This window comes from Acinetobacter puyangensis, from assembly GCF_900096995.1.
In the GTDB taxonomy this organism is placed as follows: domain Bacteria; phylum Pseudomonadota; class Gammaproteobacteria; order Pseudomonadales; family Moraxellaceae; genus Acinetobacter; species Acinetobacter puyangensis.
Window position 1 is genome coordinate 73,891 of sequence record NZ_OANT01000003.1, and the last position, 18,722, is coordinate 92,612.

At 41.3% G+C, this 18,722-nt stretch carries 18 protein-coding genes and 1 tRNA gene; 6 read left to right on the top strand and 13 right to left on the bottom strand.

Annotation, left to right across the window (positions count from 1 at the left end):
- Positions 1–43 precede the first annotated feature (43 nt).
- The 8 genes from glmS to CRO21_RS06865 form a co-directional block, all read right to left on the bottom strand.
- The gene (gene glmS, locus CRO21_RS06830; RefSeq protein ID WP_097078588.1) at positions 44–1,882 is read right to left on the bottom strand and encodes a glutamine--fructose-6-phosphate transaminase (isomerizing); all 1,839 of its coding nucleotides are present in this window, start codon (positions 1,880–1,882) and stop codon (positions 44–46) included.
- An 18-nt stretch (positions 1,883–1,900) separates the two neighbouring features.
- Positions 1,901–3,262 carry a bifunctional UDP-N-acetylglucosamine diphosphorylase/glucosamine-1-phosphate N-acetyltransferase GlmU gene (gene glmU / locus CRO21_RS06835; protein WP_097078589.1) on the bottom strand — a complete coding sequence of 454 codons (1,362 nt, stop codon included), beginning with the start codon at positions 3,260–3,262 and terminating at the stop codon, positions 1,901–1,903.
- Positions 3,263–3,266: 4 nt separating this feature from the next.
- Positions 3,267–3,788, bottom strand: a complete 522-nt coding sequence (locus CRO21_RS06840; protein WP_097078590.1) for a phosphatidylglycerophosphatase A family protein — start codon at positions 3,786–3,788, stop codon at positions 3,267–3,269.
- Positions 3,760–4,686, bottom strand: a complete 927-nt coding sequence (gene thiL / locus CRO21_RS06845; protein ID WP_097078591.1) for a thiamine-phosphate kinase — start codon at positions 4,684–4,686, stop codon at positions 3,760–3,762. The genes CRO21_RS06840 and thiL overlap by 29 nt, the downstream gene beginning before the upstream one ends.
- An 18-nt stretch (positions 4,687–4,704) precedes the next feature.
- Positions 4,705–5,151 (bottom strand): transcription antitermination factor NusB, encoded by a 447-nt coding sequence (gene nusB / locus CRO21_RS06850; RefSeq protein WP_097078592.1) that lies wholly within the window; start codon positions 5,149–5,151, stop codon positions 4,705–4,707.
- An 18-nt stretch (positions 5,152–5,169) separates the two neighbouring features.
- The gene (gene ribH, locus CRO21_RS06855) at positions 5,170–5,640 is read right to left on the bottom strand and encodes a 6,7-dimethyl-8-ribityllumazine synthase (RefSeq protein ID WP_097078593.1); all 471 of its coding nucleotides are present in this window, start codon (positions 5,638–5,640) and stop codon (positions 5,170–5,172) included.
- 149 nt (positions 5,641–5,789) lie between these two features.
- Positions 5,790–6,905: a bifunctional 3,4-dihydroxy-2-butanone-4-phosphate synthase/GTP cyclohydrolase II gene (gene ribBA, locus CRO21_RS06860; protein WP_097078594.1), complete on the bottom strand. Its 1,116-nt coding sequence runs from the start codon at positions 6,903–6,905 to the stop codon at positions 5,790–5,792.
- Positions 6,906–7,182: 277 nt separating this feature from the next.
- On the bottom strand, positions 7,183–8,457 hold the full coding sequence (locus tag CRO21_RS06865; RefSeq protein WP_097078595.1) for a hypothetical protein: 1,275 nt from the start codon (positions 8,455–8,457) through the stop codon (positions 7,183–7,185).
- 87 nt (positions 8,458–8,544) lie between these two features.
- Here CRO21_RS06865 and serB point away from each other — a divergent pair, with 87 nt between their 5' ends.
- From serB to CRO21_RS06880, 3 genes are all read left to right on the top strand, one after another.
- Positions 8,545–9,762: a phosphoserine phosphatase SerB gene (gene serB, locus CRO21_RS06870; RefSeq protein WP_097078596.1), complete on the top strand. Its 1,218-nt coding sequence runs from the start codon at positions 8,545–8,547 to the stop codon at positions 9,760–9,762.
- 430 nt (positions 9,763–10,192) lie between these two features.
- Positions 10,193–10,528, top strand: a complete 336-nt coding sequence (gene aciT, locus CRO21_RS06875) for an AciT family ciprofloxacin tolerance protein (protein WP_097078597.1) — start codon at positions 10,193–10,195, stop codon at positions 10,526–10,528.
- A gap of 197 nt (positions 10,529–10,725) precedes the next feature.
- Positions 10,726–11,205, top strand: a complete 480-nt coding sequence (locus tag CRO21_RS06880; protein ID WP_097078598.1) for an SCP-2 sterol transfer family protein — start codon at positions 10,726–10,728, stop codon at positions 11,203–11,205.
- Positions 11,206–11,279: 74 nt separating this feature from the next.
- Here CRO21_RS06880 and CRO21_RS06885 read toward each other — a convergent pair whose 3' ends face one another.
- Complete coding sequence (locus tag CRO21_RS06885) at positions 11,280–11,666, bottom strand: RcnB family protein (RefSeq protein WP_097078599.1); 387 nt, start codon at positions 11,664–11,666, stop codon at positions 11,280–11,282.
- 170 nt (positions 11,667–11,836) lie between these two features.
- Here CRO21_RS06885 and CRO21_RS06890 point away from each other — a divergent pair, with 170 nt between their 5' ends.
- Complete coding sequence (locus tag CRO21_RS06890; RefSeq protein ID WP_097078600.1) at positions 11,837–12,535, top strand: VIT1/CCC1 transporter family protein; 699 nt, start codon at positions 11,837–11,839, stop codon at positions 12,533–12,535.
- 49 nt (positions 12,536–12,584) lie between these two features.
- Here the strand turns inward: CRO21_RS06890 and CRO21_RS06895 are convergent.
- From CRO21_RS06895 to CRO21_RS06905, 3 genes are all read right to left on the bottom strand, one after another.
- Positions 12,585–12,660: transfer RNA gene (locus CRO21_RS06895), tRNA-Ala, on the bottom strand.
- Positions 12,661–12,730: 70 nt separating this feature from the next.
- Entirely contained in the window at positions 12,731–14,242 is a 1,512-nt protein-coding gene (gene gltX, locus CRO21_RS06900) for a glutamate--tRNA ligase (RefSeq protein ID WP_097078601.1), read from the bottom strand.
- Positions 14,243–14,503: 261 nt separating this feature from the next.
- Entirely contained in the window at positions 14,504–14,839 is a 336-nt protein-coding gene (locus tag CRO21_RS06905; protein WP_141398119.1) for a hypothetical protein, read from the bottom strand.
- A gap of 257 nt (positions 14,840–15,096) precedes the next feature.
- On the opposite strand from CRO21_RS06905, the gene CRO21_RS06910 reads away from it, so the two are divergent.
- Positions 15,097–16,107: a sulfate ABC transporter substrate-binding protein gene (locus tag CRO21_RS06910; protein ID WP_097078603.1), complete on the top strand. Its 1,011-nt coding sequence runs from the start codon at positions 15,097–15,099 to the stop codon at positions 16,105–16,107.
- A 62-nt stretch (positions 16,108–16,169) separates the two neighbouring features.
- Here CRO21_RS06910 and CRO21_RS06915 read toward each other — a convergent pair whose 3' ends face one another.
- A complete protein-coding gene (locus CRO21_RS06915; RefSeq protein WP_097078604.1) occupies positions 16,170–17,465 on the bottom strand; it encodes an MFS transporter in 1,296 nt (431 codons plus the stop codon).
- Positions 17,466–17,924: 459 nt separating this feature from the next.
- On the opposite strand from CRO21_RS06915, the gene rutD reads away from it, so the two are divergent.
- On the top strand, positions 17,925–18,695 hold the full coding sequence (rutD, locus tag CRO21_RS06920; protein ID WP_097078605.1) for a pyrimidine utilization protein D: 771 nt from the start codon (positions 17,925–17,927) through the stop codon (positions 18,693–18,695).
- The last annotated feature ends 27 nt before the right edge of the window (positions 18,696–18,722 follow it).

The window sequence follows — 18,722 nt, forward strand, 5'->3', positions numbered from 1 at the left end:
ACTTTATTACTCTCATACATTTATAAAAAATCAATAAGTTAAATCATTCTACCGTAACCGATTTTGCCAAATTGCGAGGTTGGTCGACATCTGTACCACGTAATACCGCCACATGATAAGACAGCAATTGTACCGGAATACAGTAGATGATCGGTGCTAACCATTCGGAGACTTGCGGAATATGCACCACATGTTTGCGATCTTGAGCATGAATATCACTATGCTCATCGGCAAAGACAAATAGTTCACCGCCACGGGTTTGCACTTCTTCCATATTGGATTTGAGTTTATCCAGCATCTCATCTTTAGGTGCCAGAATGACCACCGGCATATCATTATCGACCAGTGCCAATGGACCGTGTTTCAGTTCACCAGCAGCATAGCCTTCGGCATGAATATAGGAAATCTCTTTCAGTTTTAATGCACCTTCAAGGGCAATCGGGAAATGTGTGCCTCGACCAAGGAACAAACAATGCTGCTTTTCCACAAACAGACTGGATAAGCGTAAAATTTCAATATCATTTTTAAGCGTTTCGTTGAGCACTTTTGGACAATGCCACAAGGCTTTAATAATGTCCTGTTTTAACGATTCGGCAAGGGTCTGTTTAATCTCACCAATTTTTAATACCAGCAACATGAGTGCCGCAAGTTGGGTGGTAAAAGCTTTGGTGGAGGCAACGCCAATTTCAGGACCAGCCAGCGTCAATAAATGGAAGTCGGTTTCCCGTATCATGGATGAAGTGGATACGTTACAGATTGCCATGGTATGAATAGGGATATCATGCTGTTTGGCACGACGCTGGATATCTCTTAACGCGGCCAAACTATCGGCTGTTTCCCCAGATTGAGAAATACATAAAAATAAGGTATTGGCCACAATCACCGGATGGCGATAACGATATTCACTGGCGATTTCAACATGGCAGGGCAAACCAATAATCTGCTCGCACCAGTATTTAGCCACCATGCCGGCATGATAGCTGGTACCGCAGGCGATAATTTGGATTTGCTGAATCGCGGCAAAGGTTTGATTGGCCTTTGCCAGAAAATCAGGTTTTAGGGTATCCGCATCAAGTGCTTGTGCGATGGTTTGTTGAACCGCATCAGGCTGCTCAAAAATTTCCTTGAGCATGAAGTGTTTATATTCACCTTTACTGCTGTTTGTGACGGCTGCATCGAGTTCTTTCACTGCACGATCAATGGCTTGCCCATCGACAAAAATTTCAACGCTGTTGCGTTTTAAACGGACAATATCGCCTTCTTCCAGATAGATAAAGCGATTGGTCACTGGCAATAATGCCAATTGATCAGAACTGATAAAGTTTTCACCAATACCGACACCAACGACCAGTGGTGAACCTTCACGTACAGCGATCAGTTCATCAGGCTGTTCTGTCCAAACGATTCCTAGTGCATAAGCACCTTTTAAACGTGGCACGATACTTTGTACGGCCTGTAATAAATCCGGGATTTGTTTTAAAGCATGGTTGACTAAATGGGCAACCACTTCAGTGTCGGTTTGTGAGGAGAAAATATAGCCAAGTTGTTGTAGTTCTTGTTTAAGCTCTTGATAGTTCTCGATAATACCGTTATGTACTACGGCAACATTGCCAGAAGCATGCGGATGGGCATTTTGTTCGGATGGTTTACCATGCGTTGCCCAGCGCGTATGGGCAATGCCTAGATTACCCTGTAAATGATGGGTAGAAACCGCATCAGCCAGATTAATTACTTTGCCGACTTGGCGTTCGCGTAAAAGTTGCCCCTGATTAATGACTGCGACACCGGCAGAATCATAACCACGGTATTCCAGTCGCTTTAGACCTTCAATTAGAATTTCTGTGATGTTACGTTCGGCAATACCGCCAACAATACCGCACATATTTAAACCTCGGGATAATTATTTTAGCTTTTGTGGACGTTGATAGTTTGCTCTTGCAACTTGCTTGGAACGTTCTACCGCTAGACTTTGTGCTTCCACATCACGGGTAATGACCGAACCTGCGCCCACCGTTGCGCCATTGCCAATATGGACGGGCGCAACCAATGCACTATTTGACCCGATAAATGCATGGTCGCCAATGATAGTTTTGTGTTTATTGGCACCATCATAATTACAGGTAATCGTGCCTGCGCCGATATTACTTTCACAACCCACCTCGGCATCACCCAGGTAGGTAAAATGGTTGGCTTTACTGGCAAAACCAATGCGGGAGTTTTTTACTTCAACAAAGTTGCCGATATGCACTTCATCTGCAAGGACGGCATTCGGACGTAAACGAGAAAACGGCCCGATCTGGTTGTTTTGTCCGACGATTGCAGAATCAAATACACTATAAGGCTGTACAACTGTACCCGAAGCAATTTTGGTATTTTTTAAAACACAGCCAGCACCGATCTGCACATTATCACCCAGTTCACAATCACCTTCGATAATGACATTGATGTCAATCCGTACATCACAACCAAATTTTAAACTGCCGCGTAAATCAAAACGGTGCGGATCGACAATATGTAAACCCTGACGCATCAGTTGTTCAGCTTGATAATTTTGCCATTCGCATTCAAGCCGTGCCAATTGCAGACGGTCATTAACGCCTTCTACTTCAAAGCGGAATTCGGGTTCAATGGAGGCAATTTCCAATCCATCTGCCACGGCCAGGGCAATAATATCGGTTAAATAATATTCGCCCTGTACATTATGATTGGAGAGTTTTGGTAACCATTGATGTAGCTTGGTATTACTGACACAGTAGATACCGGTATTGATTTCCTGAATCTGACGTTGTTCAGCACTGGCATCTTTATGTTCAATAATCGATTGAATCTTGCCATCCTGCCGAATGATACGACCATAACCGGTTGGATCCTCTACATTTAGGGTAATCATGCCGATACCCGAATCTTTTGAGGCTGCCAGTAATCGTTCAAGTGTTTGTAATGAAACCAGGGGTACATCACCATATAAAATCAGGGATAAACCATCAGTAGGCAATACCGGCAAAGTCATTTGTACTGCATGACCAGTTCCCAATTGTTCTGCCTGTTCTACCCAGTCAATTTGTTCATCGGCAAAAGCTTGTTTGACCAGCTCTCCACCATGACCATAAATGATAATCATGCGTTTGGGTTGTAATTGTTTTGCGGTATGAATCACATGACCCAATAAAGGTGTATTGGCCAGTGGTTGTAATACTTTGGGTAAGGCGGATTTCATCCGTGTGCCTTTACCAGCTGCCAAAATAATGACGGTGATTGACATGGTATTATCCTAATGATACAAAATTCAATATGGCAATAAATACAATGGCAGCCATGATGCCAGCAAGAAGATCATCCAGCATGATTCCCAGACCACCTGAAACTTTTTGATCTGCCCAGCCAATGGGAAAAGGTTTCCAGATATCAAACAGCCTAAACAGCGCAAAGCCAATGAAAATCCACCACCATGAAAATAATGGATAGAAATACACAAGCGGTAGTAATGCGATGGACTGTCCTGCAAACTCATCCCAAACAATTCGGCCATCGTCATGAACCTGCATGATATCTGCACTGCGACCACAAATATAAATGCCAACAAGCGACATGATGATAATCACCACAATACTGGCGATCAGACCTATCTGTATCCAGACTGGATAGAGCAATAGTACAGCAAGCGATCCCATGGTGCCCGGTGCTTTAGGGAAAAGTCCGGAACCCAAGCCAACACCCAAAAACCAGATCAGTTTATCCAGTGCCGATGCATTGCTTAAATTAATCGGAGGCTTTGGCAAAGTGTTGATATCCTAAAATTTGTGGATGAAAAACTTGTTGCTGATATTGATATAGACAAGTCTGCTGTTGTTGAATTGTACCAATACTATACAACTCAAAAGCATGTTGTTGTTTAAATTTTTTTAAATTGTCAGGGGAAATGGTAAAACATAGATGATAGTCATCGCCACCAGCAAGCACCAGTTGCATCCGTGTGTTTAAATCCAGTTGTGCTAATTCATCTGCAACAGGAATTTGCTCCAGATTTAAGAGGGCACCTACAGCACTATCATCTAGAATATGCCCGAGATCCTGTGCTAGACCATCGGAAATATCCAGCATGGCAGAAGCGTAGCCTAATAGAGCTTGACCAAGAGCCACCTGAGGCTCGGGATAATCTAAAGTATGTTGCAAAGGGGAGTGCGGGTGGCGCAGGGCATAGGCTGCACTGCCAATTTTGCCACTCACTACAATTATATCGCCCACTTGTGCGCCCGATCGTAAAATTGCCTGATCGGGTTTGATCCAGCCAAGTGCAGTGATGGAAATGCTTAGTGTGGGGCTTTGGGTGGTATCACCACCAATCAACTGAACACCGTATTTTTGACAGCAATCGGCAATTCCCCGACTAAATTCGGCAAGCCATGCTTCATCAATATCGGGGAGGCTTAATGCCAATAAAATGCTGTGTGGTGTAGCACCCATGGCAGCCAGATCGGACAAATTTACCGCAACACTTTTCCAGCCAATGGCATGTGGTGGTGTATTTAAAGGGAAATGTCGTCCGGCAATCAGCGTATCTACACAACTGACCAACTGCATCTGTGCAGGTGGGGTAATAATGGCACAATCATCTCCAATCCCGACATTAATATTCTGTGGTGTCAGAGATTGAAAATAACGGGAGATAATTGAAAATTCAGCCATATGCAGTCAGTTTTAAACTTAAGCTTGTTGCTTTTCTGCTTGGCGCAACTGCTGTGCAACACGATCAAGTACACCATTGATGTATTTGTGACTGTCTGTGCCACCAAAATGTTTGGCTAATTCAATCGCTTCATCCAGCACCACACGATATGGAATTTCCAGATGGTTTTTTAGCTCATAAGCCCCTAAACGCAGGGTGGCAAGTTCAACACCATCGAGTGCATCAAGCTCACGATCCAATGCTGGAATTAGAATTTCATCCAGTTCTTCATGTTGTTGAACGATTTGGCTCAGTAATTCGTGATAATAGCCAATATCGACTTTGTGCATTGCATTGTCGCTACGAGTACGTGCTTCAATTTCATGTACAGGATTGCCACTCATTTGCCATTCGTAAATGCCTTGTACAGCAAAACGACGTGCTTTACGTTTTGCTGCATAAGTGGTGGGATAACTTTGATTCATGACGTGGATAGCCTTTTCTTAAATCGCTTTTAATAGATTAACCATTTCGATTGCTGTCAATGCAGCTTCTGAGCCTTTATTACCGGCTTTGGTCCCAGAGCGTTCAATGGCTTGTTCGATACTGTCGGTAGTCAATACGCCATTGATGACAGGTAATGTACTGTCCAGACCAACCACACCCAGACCTTTGGCACATTCACCGGCAACAAAGTCGAAATGTGGCGTGCTACCGCGAATGACTGCGCCTAAAGCAATAATGGCATCAAATTTTTGGGTGGCAGCCAGTTTTTTGGCAACCACAGGCAATTCCCATGCACCAGGAGCATAAGCCACAGTGATATTTTCTTCTGCAACACCATGACGTTTTAGCGTGTCAATCGCACCTTCAAGCAGATGCTCAACCACAAAACTGTTAAAACGTCCAACAACAACGGCATAACGATCTTCGTTTGCCAAATGTAATACACCTTCGATTTTACGGATAGCCATTTTGTTTCCTCAAACCCACAACGATGATGTTGAATGTGGGATAGTTCAAGTTAAATCTATATATGTTCTGCTTTGCATGTGGTCATTGTACCTCAAGCCTAGCATTTGGTCTTGTCGGAATTGCCCTGTTGATCAGGTCTTGGAAAATGTTATACGCCCTGATCTGGGGTAACATATTCTTCAACTTCCAGATTAAAACCGGATAATGCATTAAAACGCAAAGGCGAGCTAAGCAATCTCATTTTTTCTACGCCCAGATCTCTTAAGATTTGCGCACCAACACCAATGGTTTGATATTGCTGAGATAATGCTGCATTGGATTTGGTTTGGCGCGGCTGATTGAGTTGCAATAGTGCAGGCCCCAAATCCGGTAACTGGTTTTGTCCAATCCAGACCAGCACACCGCGTTCACGCTTGGAAATTTCTTTGAGTGCATTGTCCAGATTCCAGGCAGGCGTACCATCAATTTTATTGAGTTTTAACAAATCACGTGCCGGATTAAAACCATGCACACGAACTGTGGTGATGCCTTCTTTTGGATTACCTTTGACCAATGCCAGATGCACTGCTGGGCTGCCAATTTCATGATAGCGATAAAGCTGAAAATCACCGTATTCTGTTTGAATAGTACTGATTTCATCGCGTGAAACAGTTTGCTCATTGGTCATGCGATAATGAATCAGATCGGCAATGGTGCCAATTTTAATGCCATGTTTTTCAGCAAAAATTTCTAGATCTGGACGACGCGCCATCTCGCCATTTTCTTTAATAATTTCGCAGATGACAGATGCCGGTTCCAGTCCTGCAAGACGTGCCAGATCACAACCTGCTTCGGTATGCCCTGCACGATGTAATACACCACCGGGTTGTGCCATTAATGGAAAAATATGGCCCGGTTGTACGATGTCGGCTGGTTTGGCATGAGCTGCAACGGCTGTACGAATGGTATGTGCCCGTTCTGTGGCGGAAATCCCAGTCGAAATACCTTCTGCTGCTTCAATTGATAAGGTGAAATTGGTACCGTGCTGTGCGCCATTCTGGTCAACCATCAGCGGAAGGTTTAATTGCTGGCAGCGCTTTTTGCTTAAGGTTAAGCAAACCAGACCACGTGCATGGGTAATCATGAAGTTGATATCTTCAGGACGGATATGGGTTGCAGCAATCACCAGATCGCCTTCATTCTCACGATCTTCATCATCCATAAGGATGACCATTTTTCCTGCACGGATGTCGGCAACAAGTTCTTCGACGCTATTTAATGGCATCTATATTCACCTTTGCTTGATGGTTCATCTAAAATAGGCGTTAAAGATTCGGACACGAATGTTTTATACACCGGATAGATTGATAAAATAAATCGGCATAGTTTAGCGGATTTTTAATTGTTGTGTTGATATTTCTTGGCCTTATACCATCAATTTTATCATGTGATTATGATAAAAAAGTATATTGTTATCATTTAAATGAGATGCAATGATGTGAAATACACCATTGCATGCGCTATTTTGCTTTAATCAAACCTTTTAATGATTCACTCAGACACTAATTGTCCTGTTCATCATGTTGCGGTTTGCGACCAGATAAAATCTGATTACGCATATCCTGTGCACTTTGGGCAAATTCATTATTCAGACCGTGTAATAACATGGCTTCACGTGTTAAGGCATTGGACGGATTCGGCAATGCCACCAGTTCGTAGCAATGACGAACATCTTTAAATGAAGGTTTGCTGAGATAAATTGCAGTTTCTTTGGCATGTAAATATTGTGCCAGTCGAATAGCTGCTTTATCGGCAGAAAGTTGCATGTTGGGTAATTCTTCTGCAATTGCACAACGCGTTTGCAATGCAAAGCGTTTTTCTTCCCGATAGCGTTTATACATCGCTTCAGAAAGTAATTGAAACACCACGGCCACTTGCACTAGGGCACTAATCAGGTTTGCATTTTTACTAGAAATTTTGACCAATGCACCATCATCAAAGAATGGTTGGATAATTTCCAACTCATTTTCCTTGAGCTGATAATGACTGCTACAGAGCTCGACCACTTTGTTTAAAAATAACTGTGCAATATTAAAATAGGTCTGCGCAATAGACTGGTTCACGGTACCTAAGAGTTGTTTAGGATCGTAAAATTGAATGCTGAGATAAATATCATTGCTTTGTTCGGTCTGTTGTGCAGCTTCCTGAAGGTTTTGCTGGGTTCTAGGCTTTTGATACAGTTGCTGTGCTTTTGCAATGGCAAGGCTGGCTTGATGTTTTTCCTGTTCCAGCGCATCAGCAAGTCTTTGAATCTCATGTTTGAGTTGTGCTTCACGTTTCATTTTTGCCAGAAATTCTGAACGTGTGGGGCGAGCAATGGTACGGTAGCCTAGCCATAACAGACTGTGAAGAATCAATGACAATAATAATGGCAGCCATAAGTTACGCAATTGTTCACCAATACTTGGCTTAATCAGTGTAACCTCTATGCGGCCAATTTTTTGTTCATTGAGTAAGGCATCACGAACAAAGACTTCACCCTGACGGGTTTTATTGGCACCGGCAGTTGCCAGTACACGATCGCTTTGGTCTAGAATGCGTAGTGAAGCAATACTCGGATTGGTGGCATAACGGGAAGTCAGTAATGCCAGTGCAACAGTATTGGGTGGATCCAGTTCATTTATACTGTCTGTGACCAACTGACGAGTCAGTAACTCGCCCTGAATTGCACGGTTATCTTTTAGGTAATAATTTGTCGCCACCACCATTAAAATGCTGTGTAGCGCAAAACTTAAAATGAGTAGGCTTGCAAAAAGCCCTTGACGAGGTGCATTCAAGTTAAACTTCCAAGGCAAATAGTTTCAATATCGATTATCATTCTATCAATTTTATAGTTAGATGCTACTCAAACCAGAGTTATCCTCATGCGAGAAATCATTCTTATTTCCTTTTTAGGCCCAGATCAACCTAATCAGTTTACCCGACTTATGCAGGCTTTGTCTGTACATTCTTTGCAGATTCTTGATGTTGGACAAGCTGTGATCCATAATCAATTGACACTTGGCATTGTGGTGAGCTCTGAAGATCAAACCGCTACAGCACTTGCCATGAAAGAAATTCTTATTCTGGCACATGATATCGGGCTAACCGTACGCTTTAAACCCATTCCCTTGCAAGAATACGAACAGTGGGTGAAAGATGGCGGACGAACCAAATATATCGTCACTGTCCTCGCCCCTGAATTGACTGCAAGCCACTTGCAGGCAGTGACTAAAATTGTATCTAATCAAGGCTTCAATATTGAAACAATCACCCGTTTGTCTGGACGTCTGACGTTGGCGCAATCAGGGGATCATAGTCCAGCTTGTATTCAATTTGGCTTAAGTGGCCAAATGCTGGATGCGGCGGCGATGCGTTCGGCATGTTTGCTGCTCAGTGCGGAACAAAATATCGATATTGCAGTTCAGGAAGACAATGTCTATCGCCGGAATCGTCGCTTGGTCTGCTTTGATATGGATTCGACTTTGATCGAACAGGAAGTGATTGACGAACTGGCACTTGAGGCAGGTGTGGGCGCACAAGTTGCCGAAATTACCGAACGTGCCATGCTCGGTGAACTTGATTTTCAACAAAGTTTCCGTGCACGGGTGGCATTGCTCAAAGGTCTAGACGCCGAAGTTCTACCAAAAATTGCCGAACGCTTAACGATTACCGATGGTGCAGAAAAATTAATTTCTACCTTACGTTCTCTGGGGTATAAAACTGCGATTTTATCGGGTGGGTTTCAATATTTTGCCGAGTATTTACAGCAAAAACTCGGAATTGATGAAGTACATGCCAATGTTTTGGATGTCCATGATGGCATTGTCACAGGTGAAGTCAAAGGCCAGATCGTTGATGGTGCGCGTAAAGCGCAACTATTACAGGATTTAGCCAATAAATTTGGTATTTCGCCTGAGCAAGCCATTGCCGTAGGTGATGGTGCAAATGACTTGCCGATGTTGTCGCTAGCTGGATTAGGCGTGGCGTTTCGTGCCAAACCATTAGTCCGTCAAAATGCCAATCAGGCCATTTCCAGTGTTGGATTAGATGGAATTTTATACTTATTGGGTGTTCATGATAAAGATATCTACCGTGTCTAGATATGACCTGAGACACAATATATAGTGTTTGGTTAACTGCATCTATCTGTTGAATGTTAGATGTAGTTAACATGTAATTACAATGTTATTTAATTATATTTTATATAAAATCAATAACTTATAAAATTATATTTTGACATAAAAAAAAGATTAGCGGGCAGTAATTGCCGCATCCAATAAAATTTATTTTTCTAAACACACACAATATATAGGGTTGTGATAGATTTTCTTAATCTTTCTCAATCGAAGATAAAATAATCAACGACACTTTGTGTCGTGAAGAGAATTTTAGGGGCTTTTATTCTGCTCAAAAAGCTGCATAATCTGATTAACCGAAATGGATACTGTGTTTAATTTTTAAGCTGCATGTATAAGTTTAGCAAGGTATTGTTTGGATGGTTTTTTACGTTGTGATTGTAGGAGAGTGTGAATGATGACATTAGATTTTACCACGATGCTTGGGGTAGCCTGTGTTGCTCTTGCAGTCACTTTAATTGCACTGTCACGCTATCGTTACTGGTTGGTCTTTATGGCGGCTGGAATGGTGTTCTGGGGGAGTCTGGAGCTATTAAGAGTGGCGATCCAGAGTGTGATCGAGATGCCATTGTTATATGGCTATATTAGCGCTTTTATGCTGAGCTTACTGGGGTTTACCGTGATTATTGCATTATATGACTATCGCCATGCAAAAGTCGCTCCTGTGAAAGTCAACTGTATTGAGCATACCCCGGTTTATGAGGATGATCAGCATCAATATACAGGTTGATGCTGTAATATTAAATCTAAGGGCCTAGCGTTGCTGTGAATGATAAGTAAAAATAAGAGAACGTAGCGCAAGAGAAAAAGACTAACTCACGAGAATAATAAGTTTTTATACACAAGAGCACTTATTTTTTAAAAAGCGAATATGTTACGATTGCGCTCAAGATCAAGAATAGCACCAGAATGATTAGGATAGACTAAATGAAGTTATCATCTTTGCCCGTTGTAAAATTACCAGTAGTTGATGTCACTACTGATCCCTTGGATTTATTACTGGCAGGGCTTGTGTTACGCATGAAGCAACTTGCCCGTACCAGTCCGAAATTTATTGAGTTAATTTATGATCGTAAATTTCGGATCGAAATTGGCGTGGAAAATGGCGTTGCACGTCAGATCGTGGTTGATCATGGTAAGGTGTCAGACGAAGTTGCCAATGGACAAGCCGCAGATTTTAAATTGCAATTTGCCAATAGTGAATATGCCGTTAAAACCCTGTTAAAAGGCGATCCAAGTGCATTCATGACCGGAATGCAATCGGGTGACATTAAAATGGAAGGTGATTTTTCTTTACTGGTCTGGTTCAATCAGGCAGCAAAATTGATCCCGCCAAGACTACCTAAACCTGTCAAACAGCGTATCAAACAAGTGCGTCAGTTCATCAAGGCAAAAACCGGTAAATAATCTACATGAAAAAGCCTTTTACCGCACATGACTGGTAAAAGGTTTTTGGTGTTAGGGTATTTAAATCCTGTCGATTATTCTGGTACAACTTTGATAATGGTATTGGTAATCACATTGAGTAGCACATATTTATTATTGACTTTAATCCATTGCTGATAGCGTGTTGGTGGGGCAAGTTTGGGATTGTCGCTAAAATCAACCTGGTTATTGGCCGAGCGATATTGTTCAGGTAGAGTAGCACCTGCTTTCCAATAAAATTTTTCATGATGACGAGATGAATTATCATCTTGCTGGCGACGTTGATCCCGGGATTTATGGAAGTCTTCTCGATTTGTCTGGTTCTTATATTCGTATTCATTATGACGATCATAAGGTCTACCGCCATCTTGGGGCGCTGCAAAAAGTGGTTGGATCGGTAATAGCGATAAACTTACAAATAATAAGCTACCTAGATATTTCATACTGATCAACCCTATGTCAAGATTATACTGATAAGCATACTAAAAATCATACAAGAAGTGCCAATGGATAAAGTTTTATTAATACGTGAAAATGATGTAGAAAAGATGAACAAGCTGGTAATATTCAGAATATTAGCTCAATCTAATTGATCATAAAATCGGTACTTACTATGTCACAATCACACCATCAAGAAAAACATTATATTGAACGCTTAGGCTGGTTGAGAGCCTCTGTGTTAGGGGCAAATGATGGCATTATTTCGGTGACCAGTCTAGTCACCGGGATGGCTGCAACAGGGGTAACAACACATGTCTTGTTAATCACTTGTTTGGCTGGCTGGATTTCCGGCGCAATTTCCATGGCAGCAGGAGAATATGTTTCGGTTAAATCTCAAGAAGATATTGAAGAATCTGATCTTGCACTTGAGCGTCGTGAATTACATAAAAATCCGGAAATGGAGTTAAAAGAACTTACAAATATCTATATTCATCGTGGACTAGATGCAACACTAGCCCATCAAGTAGCAGTCAAGCTTACCGAACATAATGCACTAGAGGCACATGCGCGAGACGAGATCGGTATTAACGCGCATACTGCGGCAAAGCCTGTACAGGCTGCCTTTTCTTCAGCAATTTCTTTTTCTCTCGGTGCATCATTACCCACTTTATCCATTTTATTGATTCCCGATCAATGGTTAAGTCTGGGTATTATTGTAGTAGGGGTTATGGCATTGGCAGTATTAGGGGCAATTTCGAGTTATCTTGCGGGGACTTCCTTAATGAAGGGTGCATTAAGAATTTCGCTATGGGGCATATTGGCAATGATTGTGACCAGCTGGATTGGCTCTTTATTTGATGTGACGATCTAAGAGAAAGAAAAATTTAAATGATGAATGGATAACACGATGGTTTTATTAATGGTGGAGTCAAGCGGGATCGAACCGCTGACCTCTACAATGCCATTGTAGCGCTCTACCAACTGAGCTATGACCCCATTTTTAGCAATCAATTTAAATTGCCTCGCCATCTTATGCAGATGACGAGGCGATGTCAATTCAGTCTAATTATTCTGCATGATCAACTGATTCATTTTTAGGCAATTTTAACTGTTCATTAAGTTTTTGCCAGGATTTTTCTTCTTTTTTACTTGGTGTGCCGACAATTTCCAGTGCATGACGCAAGCGGGCAAAAGTCAGATCCGGGCCAATGGTGACCATGGATTGCATCACCGGTGTTGAACTGGTTGAGCCAGCAATTGCGATAAAGAAAGTCGGCATAAAGTCACGCAGTTTGATCTCCATTTGATTGGCTAGATCTATCAGGGTTTGGCTGACTGTATCATTATTCCAGGTAAATAAACTTTCCAGACGCCAGATGGCAAATTGCAGGCTTTGACGTACTTGCTCCTGCGAAAGTTTTTTACTTTCAAACTGCTCTGCGCTAATGTTTGGCATATGGTTGAAATAAAAACCGGCCCAATTCACTGCTTCTGATAACAGATTAATACGCGGTTGAATCGCTGCTGCAATATCTTCGAGTTTGTTACGATTGCCTTGCCAAGATAAAATCGTGTCAAGTAATTGACCTGGTGTCATGGCTTTTAAATACTGTCCATTTAACCAGTGTAATTTATCAATATCAAAAATTGGACCACCCAAAGAAACCCGTTGAATGTCAAAGTTTTCGATCATTTCAGTCAGGCTGAATTTTTCACGTTCATCCGGCATAGACCAGCCCATCCGACCCAGGTAGTTCAGCAAGGCCGCAGGTAAAACACCGATGTCACGATAGTAGTTAATCGAAGTTGGATTTTTGCGTTTGGAGAGCTTGGATTTGTCCGGATTACGCAATAAGGGCATATGACCCAGTACTGGCATGTCCCAGCCAAAATATTGATAAAGCAATTGATGCTTTGGCGCAGAAGGTAGCCACTCTTCGCCACGGAACACATGGGTAATTTGCATCAAGTGGTCATCTACCACATTGGCAAGGTGATAAGTGGGTAAACCATCGGTTTTTAATAACACCTGCATATCAACTTGAGCCCATGGAATCTCAACTTCGCCACGTAATAAGTCATTGACAGTACAAATACCTTGTTCAGGTACTTTCATACGGATGACATGTGGTTCGCCAGCAGCCAGACGGCGTTCAACTTCTTCTTGGGATAATTTTAAACCTCGACCATCATATTTTGGCGTTTCGCCACGTGCCTGTTGTTCTGCACGCATTTGATCCAGCTCTTCTGGTGTGGCAAAACAGTAAAAGGCATGACCTTTTGCCACCAGTTCCAGTGCATATTGCTTATAGATGTCCATGCGCTCAGACTGACGATAAGGTGCATGTGGCCCCCCAATATCTGGCCCTTCAACCCAATTGAGTCCCAGCCAGCGTAAGGAATCTAGAATCATTTTTTCAGATTCAGGCGTTGAACGCAGTTGGTCTGTATCTTCAATACGTAAGATAAACTCTCCGCCATGTTGTTTGGCAAAACAGAGGTTGAATAAAGCAATATAGGCTGTACCAACATGCGGGAAACCTGTTGGGGAAGGTGCAATACGAGTACGGACGGTCATAACTAGAAATCTAAAAATTTGATGATAAAGGACATTATAGCGAAAAACCCGGCATCACTACACATTAGTTACGAAGGATTGGCCAAGTTAAAGGGGCGTTTTAAGGAATATAACGGCAAAAAGAAATAGAGATGCAAAAATGACAAAGGCGTGATGAATCAACGTGCTGAATGTATACGTTTTAGCGGGAATTTTGTGTGATTGAAAATAGCTGAACAAACTCAACATATTTGCATGTTGAGCAAAAAACGCATCATCACATTAACCGCCAAATAAACGTTTGAATATTGAGCTGATTTTTTTATTTTCGGAGAGTAAGGGGTTTGGTGAATAATTATTTAAACGTGCCACGGCTCTACTTTCCTCTTTTGAAACAGTAATGGTCTGTTGTTGCTCAGTTTCTTTCAGCAACTGATCCAATACAGTTTGGTTGGGGATAAAAAGAGGTTTATCCACAGGCTTTAAAGAAGCCGCAACATTTTTAATAATTGACACTTCTTTTTTATCTTTGGATTGTGGTTGCAGTTGGGCAGCATCACTCACTGAAGCGACACCACAACTTAAACTGATGATAAGCATGATTGACTTGTATCGCATGACTGCTGCCCTCAAAAAACGATTTAACAAACTAAAATTTAAACTAAAAACAACTGATTATCATTAATAAATTGGCGCAATGTATTTCAATTTGCAACCAACCTATACTGTTTTGTTAACTCTATCACGTTTTATGTTACTGAATCAAGGTGGCGCCTTATAATGCATTGTTCATTATTTATCACATAATAATATTTCTAAAATATTGTTTTGAAAATTATAGTGCCCAAATCATATTCAGATATTGTGAAATAGCAATGAAAATAAATTTAAAAAAATTGGCTAAATTTGGGGCGGTGTTTGCGATCAGTTTATCCACAACACATGTATTGGCAAAAGATTTTCTCAATGTGTCGTATGATCCGACACGTGAGTTTTATCAGGAGTTTAACAAGGATTTTGGAACGTTCTGGCAAAAACGCACAGGACAGAAAGTAGATTTTAAACAGTCTCATGGTGGCTCAGGCAAACAGGCCCGTGCGGTTGTTGATGGTTTACAGGCGGATGTGGTGACTTTGGCATTGGCCAACGATATTGAAGAAATCGTTAATGTCGGATTAATTCAACCAGGATGGCAAAAAGAGTTTCCAAACAACTCTGCGCCTTATACTTCAACCATTGTTTTTTTGGTGCGTAAAGGTAATCCTAAAAACATCAAAGACTGGAATGATCTCACCAAAGAGGGTGTAGAAATCATTACGCCAAATCCAAAAACTGGTGGTGCGCCGCGCTGGATTTACTTATCTGCTTGGGGCTATGCATTGAAACAGCCGGGCGGTAATGATGCCAAAGCACGAGAACTAGTAAAACAGATTTATCATAATGTTAAAGTGCTGGATTCTGGTGCGCGTGGTTCGTTAACTACATTTGCAGAGCGTGGCATTGGTGATGTTTTATTGTCATGGGAAAATGAAGCCTTGCTTGCCACACAGGGACTGGATAAAGATAAATATCAGATTATTTATCCTTCAATTTCAATTCTGGCTGAACCATCTGTGGCAATCGTAGATAAAGTCGTGGATAAAAATGGTAATCGTAATTTGGCGACAGGCTATTTGAACTATCTCTATTCACCAAAAGGACAGGAATTGGCAGCAAAATATAATTTCCGTCCACGCAATGCCGCTGCGGCGAAAAAATATGCCAGTAAGTTCCCGAAAATTCAGACATTCACCATTGATAAAGTGTTTGGTGGTTGGGCGAAGGCACAGCAAACCCATTTTGTAAATGGTGCTATTTTTGATCAAATCTATGCAGATCGTAAGTAAAAAGACTGGCGTCATCTCTAAATGATTTAGAGATGACGTTTTTGCTGAAGGTGGTAATTTAGTTAGTGTTCATGCTCAAGAAATTTAGGTTTCTTTGGCAAACTCAAACTACATAAAAAACAGATAACCAGCATTACAATGACATAAATAAAGAAGTCGTTTTCAATCCCCATTTCCTTGAATTTTAAAGCCACTGCTGGTGCTGAACCACCGAATAATGCATTGCCTACTGCATAGGAAAAGCCAACGCCCAAAGCACGTACATGTGGTGGGAACATTTCTGCTTTAACCAAGCCACTAATTGAAGTGTAGAAGCTAAGGATCAACATTAAGAAAATTAAGAGCAAGGTAATGATGACTGGGCTGTGTGCAAAGGTACTCATACCAATGACCATCACTGGATAAATGAAAATAGCCATCAAACCTGCAAATAGCATCATGGCAGTTCTTCGACCCACTCTATCGGCGAAATAACCAAAAAATGGCTGTGCAATCATATAAACAAACAAGGCACAGGTCATCATGATCCCTGTCGTTTGCCCATCCATTCCCAGTGTTTTGGTGAAATAAGTTTTGGAATAAACGGTAATGATATAAAAAGTTAGGGAACCGGCTGCGGTATAACCTACGACCAATAAAAATGATTTCCAGTGATCACGAAATAATGCACGCATGGTGCCAGAATCTTCACTTTTAGTTTCATCTTGAACCAGTGTTTCTTCCAATTTACGACGGGTCAGAAGAGAAATAATTGCTGCAACACCACCGATCACGAATGGAATACGCCAACCACCATCCATTAATTGCTGTTCGCTCATAAAGAATAAAATAATGACACTCAGCAAACTTGCCAGTAACTGTCCACCAATTAATGTTACATATTGGAAAGAAGAAAAAAATCCGCGTTGACCTTTTAAACCAATTTCTGACATGTACGTGGCAACAGCACCATATTCACCACCCACGGAAAGACCTTGGAGTAAACGTACAAATAAAAGTAAGAAGGGTGCAAGCATACCTACCTGAGCATAGGTCGGCAAAGCAGCAAATAGAAACGAACTCAATGCCATCATTGCGATAGAAATGACCATAGAGCGTTTTCGGCCATATTTATCGGCAATACGACCAAAGAGCCAGCTACCGATAGGTCGCATAAAGAAACTTGCTGCAAACACACCCCAAACATAAATGGCTTGTGTTGTATCATCCATATCCGGGGCAGTTAAAGCGTGTTGAAAATAAATCGCAAATACAGCGTAAATATAAAAGTCAAACCACTCTACAAGGTTTCCTGAAGCTGCGCCAACAATTCCAAAAATCCGTTTGCGCTTTTCTTCTGGTGTGTAGATTTGCTGCATTTTATGATTCCTAAAATATTGAGAGATGAAAGAAACAATCATCTTAACGCTTAAAAGATTTAATGAGAAGAACATGACTCTAGCTTCTATCTCAGATTACATATCAAATGAACACTTATGTTGATAAACAATTTTTTGCTGCTACTTATTGATTAATAAAAGAATTTATTCATGCTTCTTGGTTTAACTTCTAAGTAGTAAAAGTTTTGATTTTGCGCATTATAACCAATTGAAAATACTTGTAATTAGATCTAAAAAAATACCAATAGAATTTAAAAATTTAGTTTAAGCACATTAAAGAAAATCCATTTTTGCAAACGACTTAATTGTTAAGTTGGATAATAATTTTTGTTTAAATAGTAAAAACAAAGCGTTATTAATTTTTATTTTTGACCGTTTGGTAAAATTGGTGCGGTTTTTGCTTAAATAATCTTATCTTTTCTTATTTATATTTTTCTTATGAGCGTATATCTCTATCCCTGTAAGCATCAAACCGATAAAACCGTGGTGTTAAGTTCCGGACTTGGTGGACATGCACATTTTTGGCAACCACAAATTGAGGCATTGAGCGAGCATTTTCAGGTACTTTGTTATGATCAGGAGGGCGTATTTGCAGACAGTCCGCAATTGCCTGATGGTTATAGTATGCTGCATCTAGCCGAACAGCTTGCAGAAATTTTACAGCAAAATAAATTACATGCCTGTCATTTTATTGGTCATGCACTGGGTGGTTTTATTGGGCTGGAATTGGCAAAGCATTATCCTGAATTAGTGGATAAACTGGTATTAATTAATGCCTGGGATCAACTGGATGCGCATACGCAAAAATGTTTTCAAGCACGCACAGCGTTATTGCAACATGCAGGCATAGAAGCTTATGTCCGTGCGCAGGCATTGTTTTTATATCCGCCAGCTTGGATTTCTGCACATGCTACCTCACTACAGGCACAAGAGGACAAGATGATTGCATCTTTTGCCCCTGTAGAAAATGTATTAAAACGTTTAAATGCCTTACAACAGTATCGACCTGCAATCACAGCATCAGAAATCGAAAATCAGACATTAGTGATTGTTAATCAAGATGATTTTTTGGTGCCGTGGCAACGCAGTTTTGCGCTGTCCAAATTAATCCAACATGCCGAACTTGAGTTGCTGACCAGTGGTGCACACGCCAGTACGGTGACTCAGGCCGCTAGTGTAAATGACATTCTGATTAAATTTTTAAATTAAGCCTAGTTATTGAAGAACAGGAGACAA

Bases quoted from the DNA above. Each gene is read 5' to 3' on its own strand.
- CRO21_RS06885 (WP_097078599.1), bottom strand. From the start codon at position 11,666: ATGAAATATCTAGGTAGCTTATTATTTGTAAGTTTATCGCTATTACCG.
- thiL (WP_097078591.1), bottom strand. From the start codon at position 4,686: ATGGCTGAATTTTCAATTATCTCCCGTTATTTTCAATCTCTGACACCA.
- nusB (WP_097078592.1), bottom strand. From the start codon at position 5,151: ATGAATCAAAGTTATCCCACCACTTATGCAGCAAAACGTAAAGCACGT.
- ribBA (WP_097078594.1), bottom strand. From the start codon at position 6,905: ATGCCATTAAATAGCGTCGAAGAACTTGTTGCCGACATCCGTGCAGGA.
- aciT (WP_097078597.1), top strand. From the start codon at position 10,193: ATGATGACATTAGATTTTACCACGATGCTTGGGGTAGCCTGTGTTGCT.
- rutD (WP_097078605.1), top strand. From the start codon at position 17,925: ATGAGCGTATATCTCTATCCCTGTAAGCATCAAACCGATAAAACCGTG.
- CRO21_RS06905 (WP_141398119.1), bottom strand. From the start codon at position 14,839: ATGCGATACAAGTCAATCATGCTTATCATCAGTTTAAGTTGTGGTGTC.
- CRO21_RS06880 (WP_097078598.1), top strand. From the start codon at position 10,726: ATGAAGTTATCATCTTTGCCCGTTGTAAAATTACCAGTAGTTGATGTC.
- gltX (WP_097078601.1), bottom strand. From the start codon at position 14,242: ATGACCGTCCGTACTCGTATTGCACCTTCCCCAACAGGTTTCCCGCAT.
- CRO21_RS06890 (WP_097078600.1), top strand. From the start codon at position 11,837: ATGTCACAATCACACCATCAAGAAAAACATTATATTGAACGCTTAGGC.
- glmS (WP_097078588.1), bottom strand. From the start codon at position 1,882: ATGTGCGGTATTGTTGGCGGTATTGCCGAACGTAACATCACAGAAATT.
- CRO21_RS06910 (WP_097078603.1), top strand. From the start codon at position 15,097: ATGAAAATAAATTTAAAAAAATTGGCTAAATTTGGGGCGGTGTTTGCG.
- ribH (WP_097078593.1), bottom strand. From the start codon at position 5,640: ATGGCTATCCGTAAAATCGAAGGTGTATTACATTTGGCAAACGAAGAT.
- CRO21_RS06915 (WP_097078604.1), bottom strand. From the start codon at position 17,465: ATGCAGCAAATCTACACACCAGAAGAAAAGCGCAAACGGATTTTTGGA.
- glmU (WP_097078589.1), bottom strand. From the start codon at position 3,262: ATGTCAATCACCGTCATTATTTTGGCAGCTGGTAAAGGCACACGGATG.
- serB (WP_097078596.1), top strand. From the start codon at position 8,545: ATGCGAGAAATCATTCTTATTTCCTTTTTAGGCCCAGATCAACCTAAT.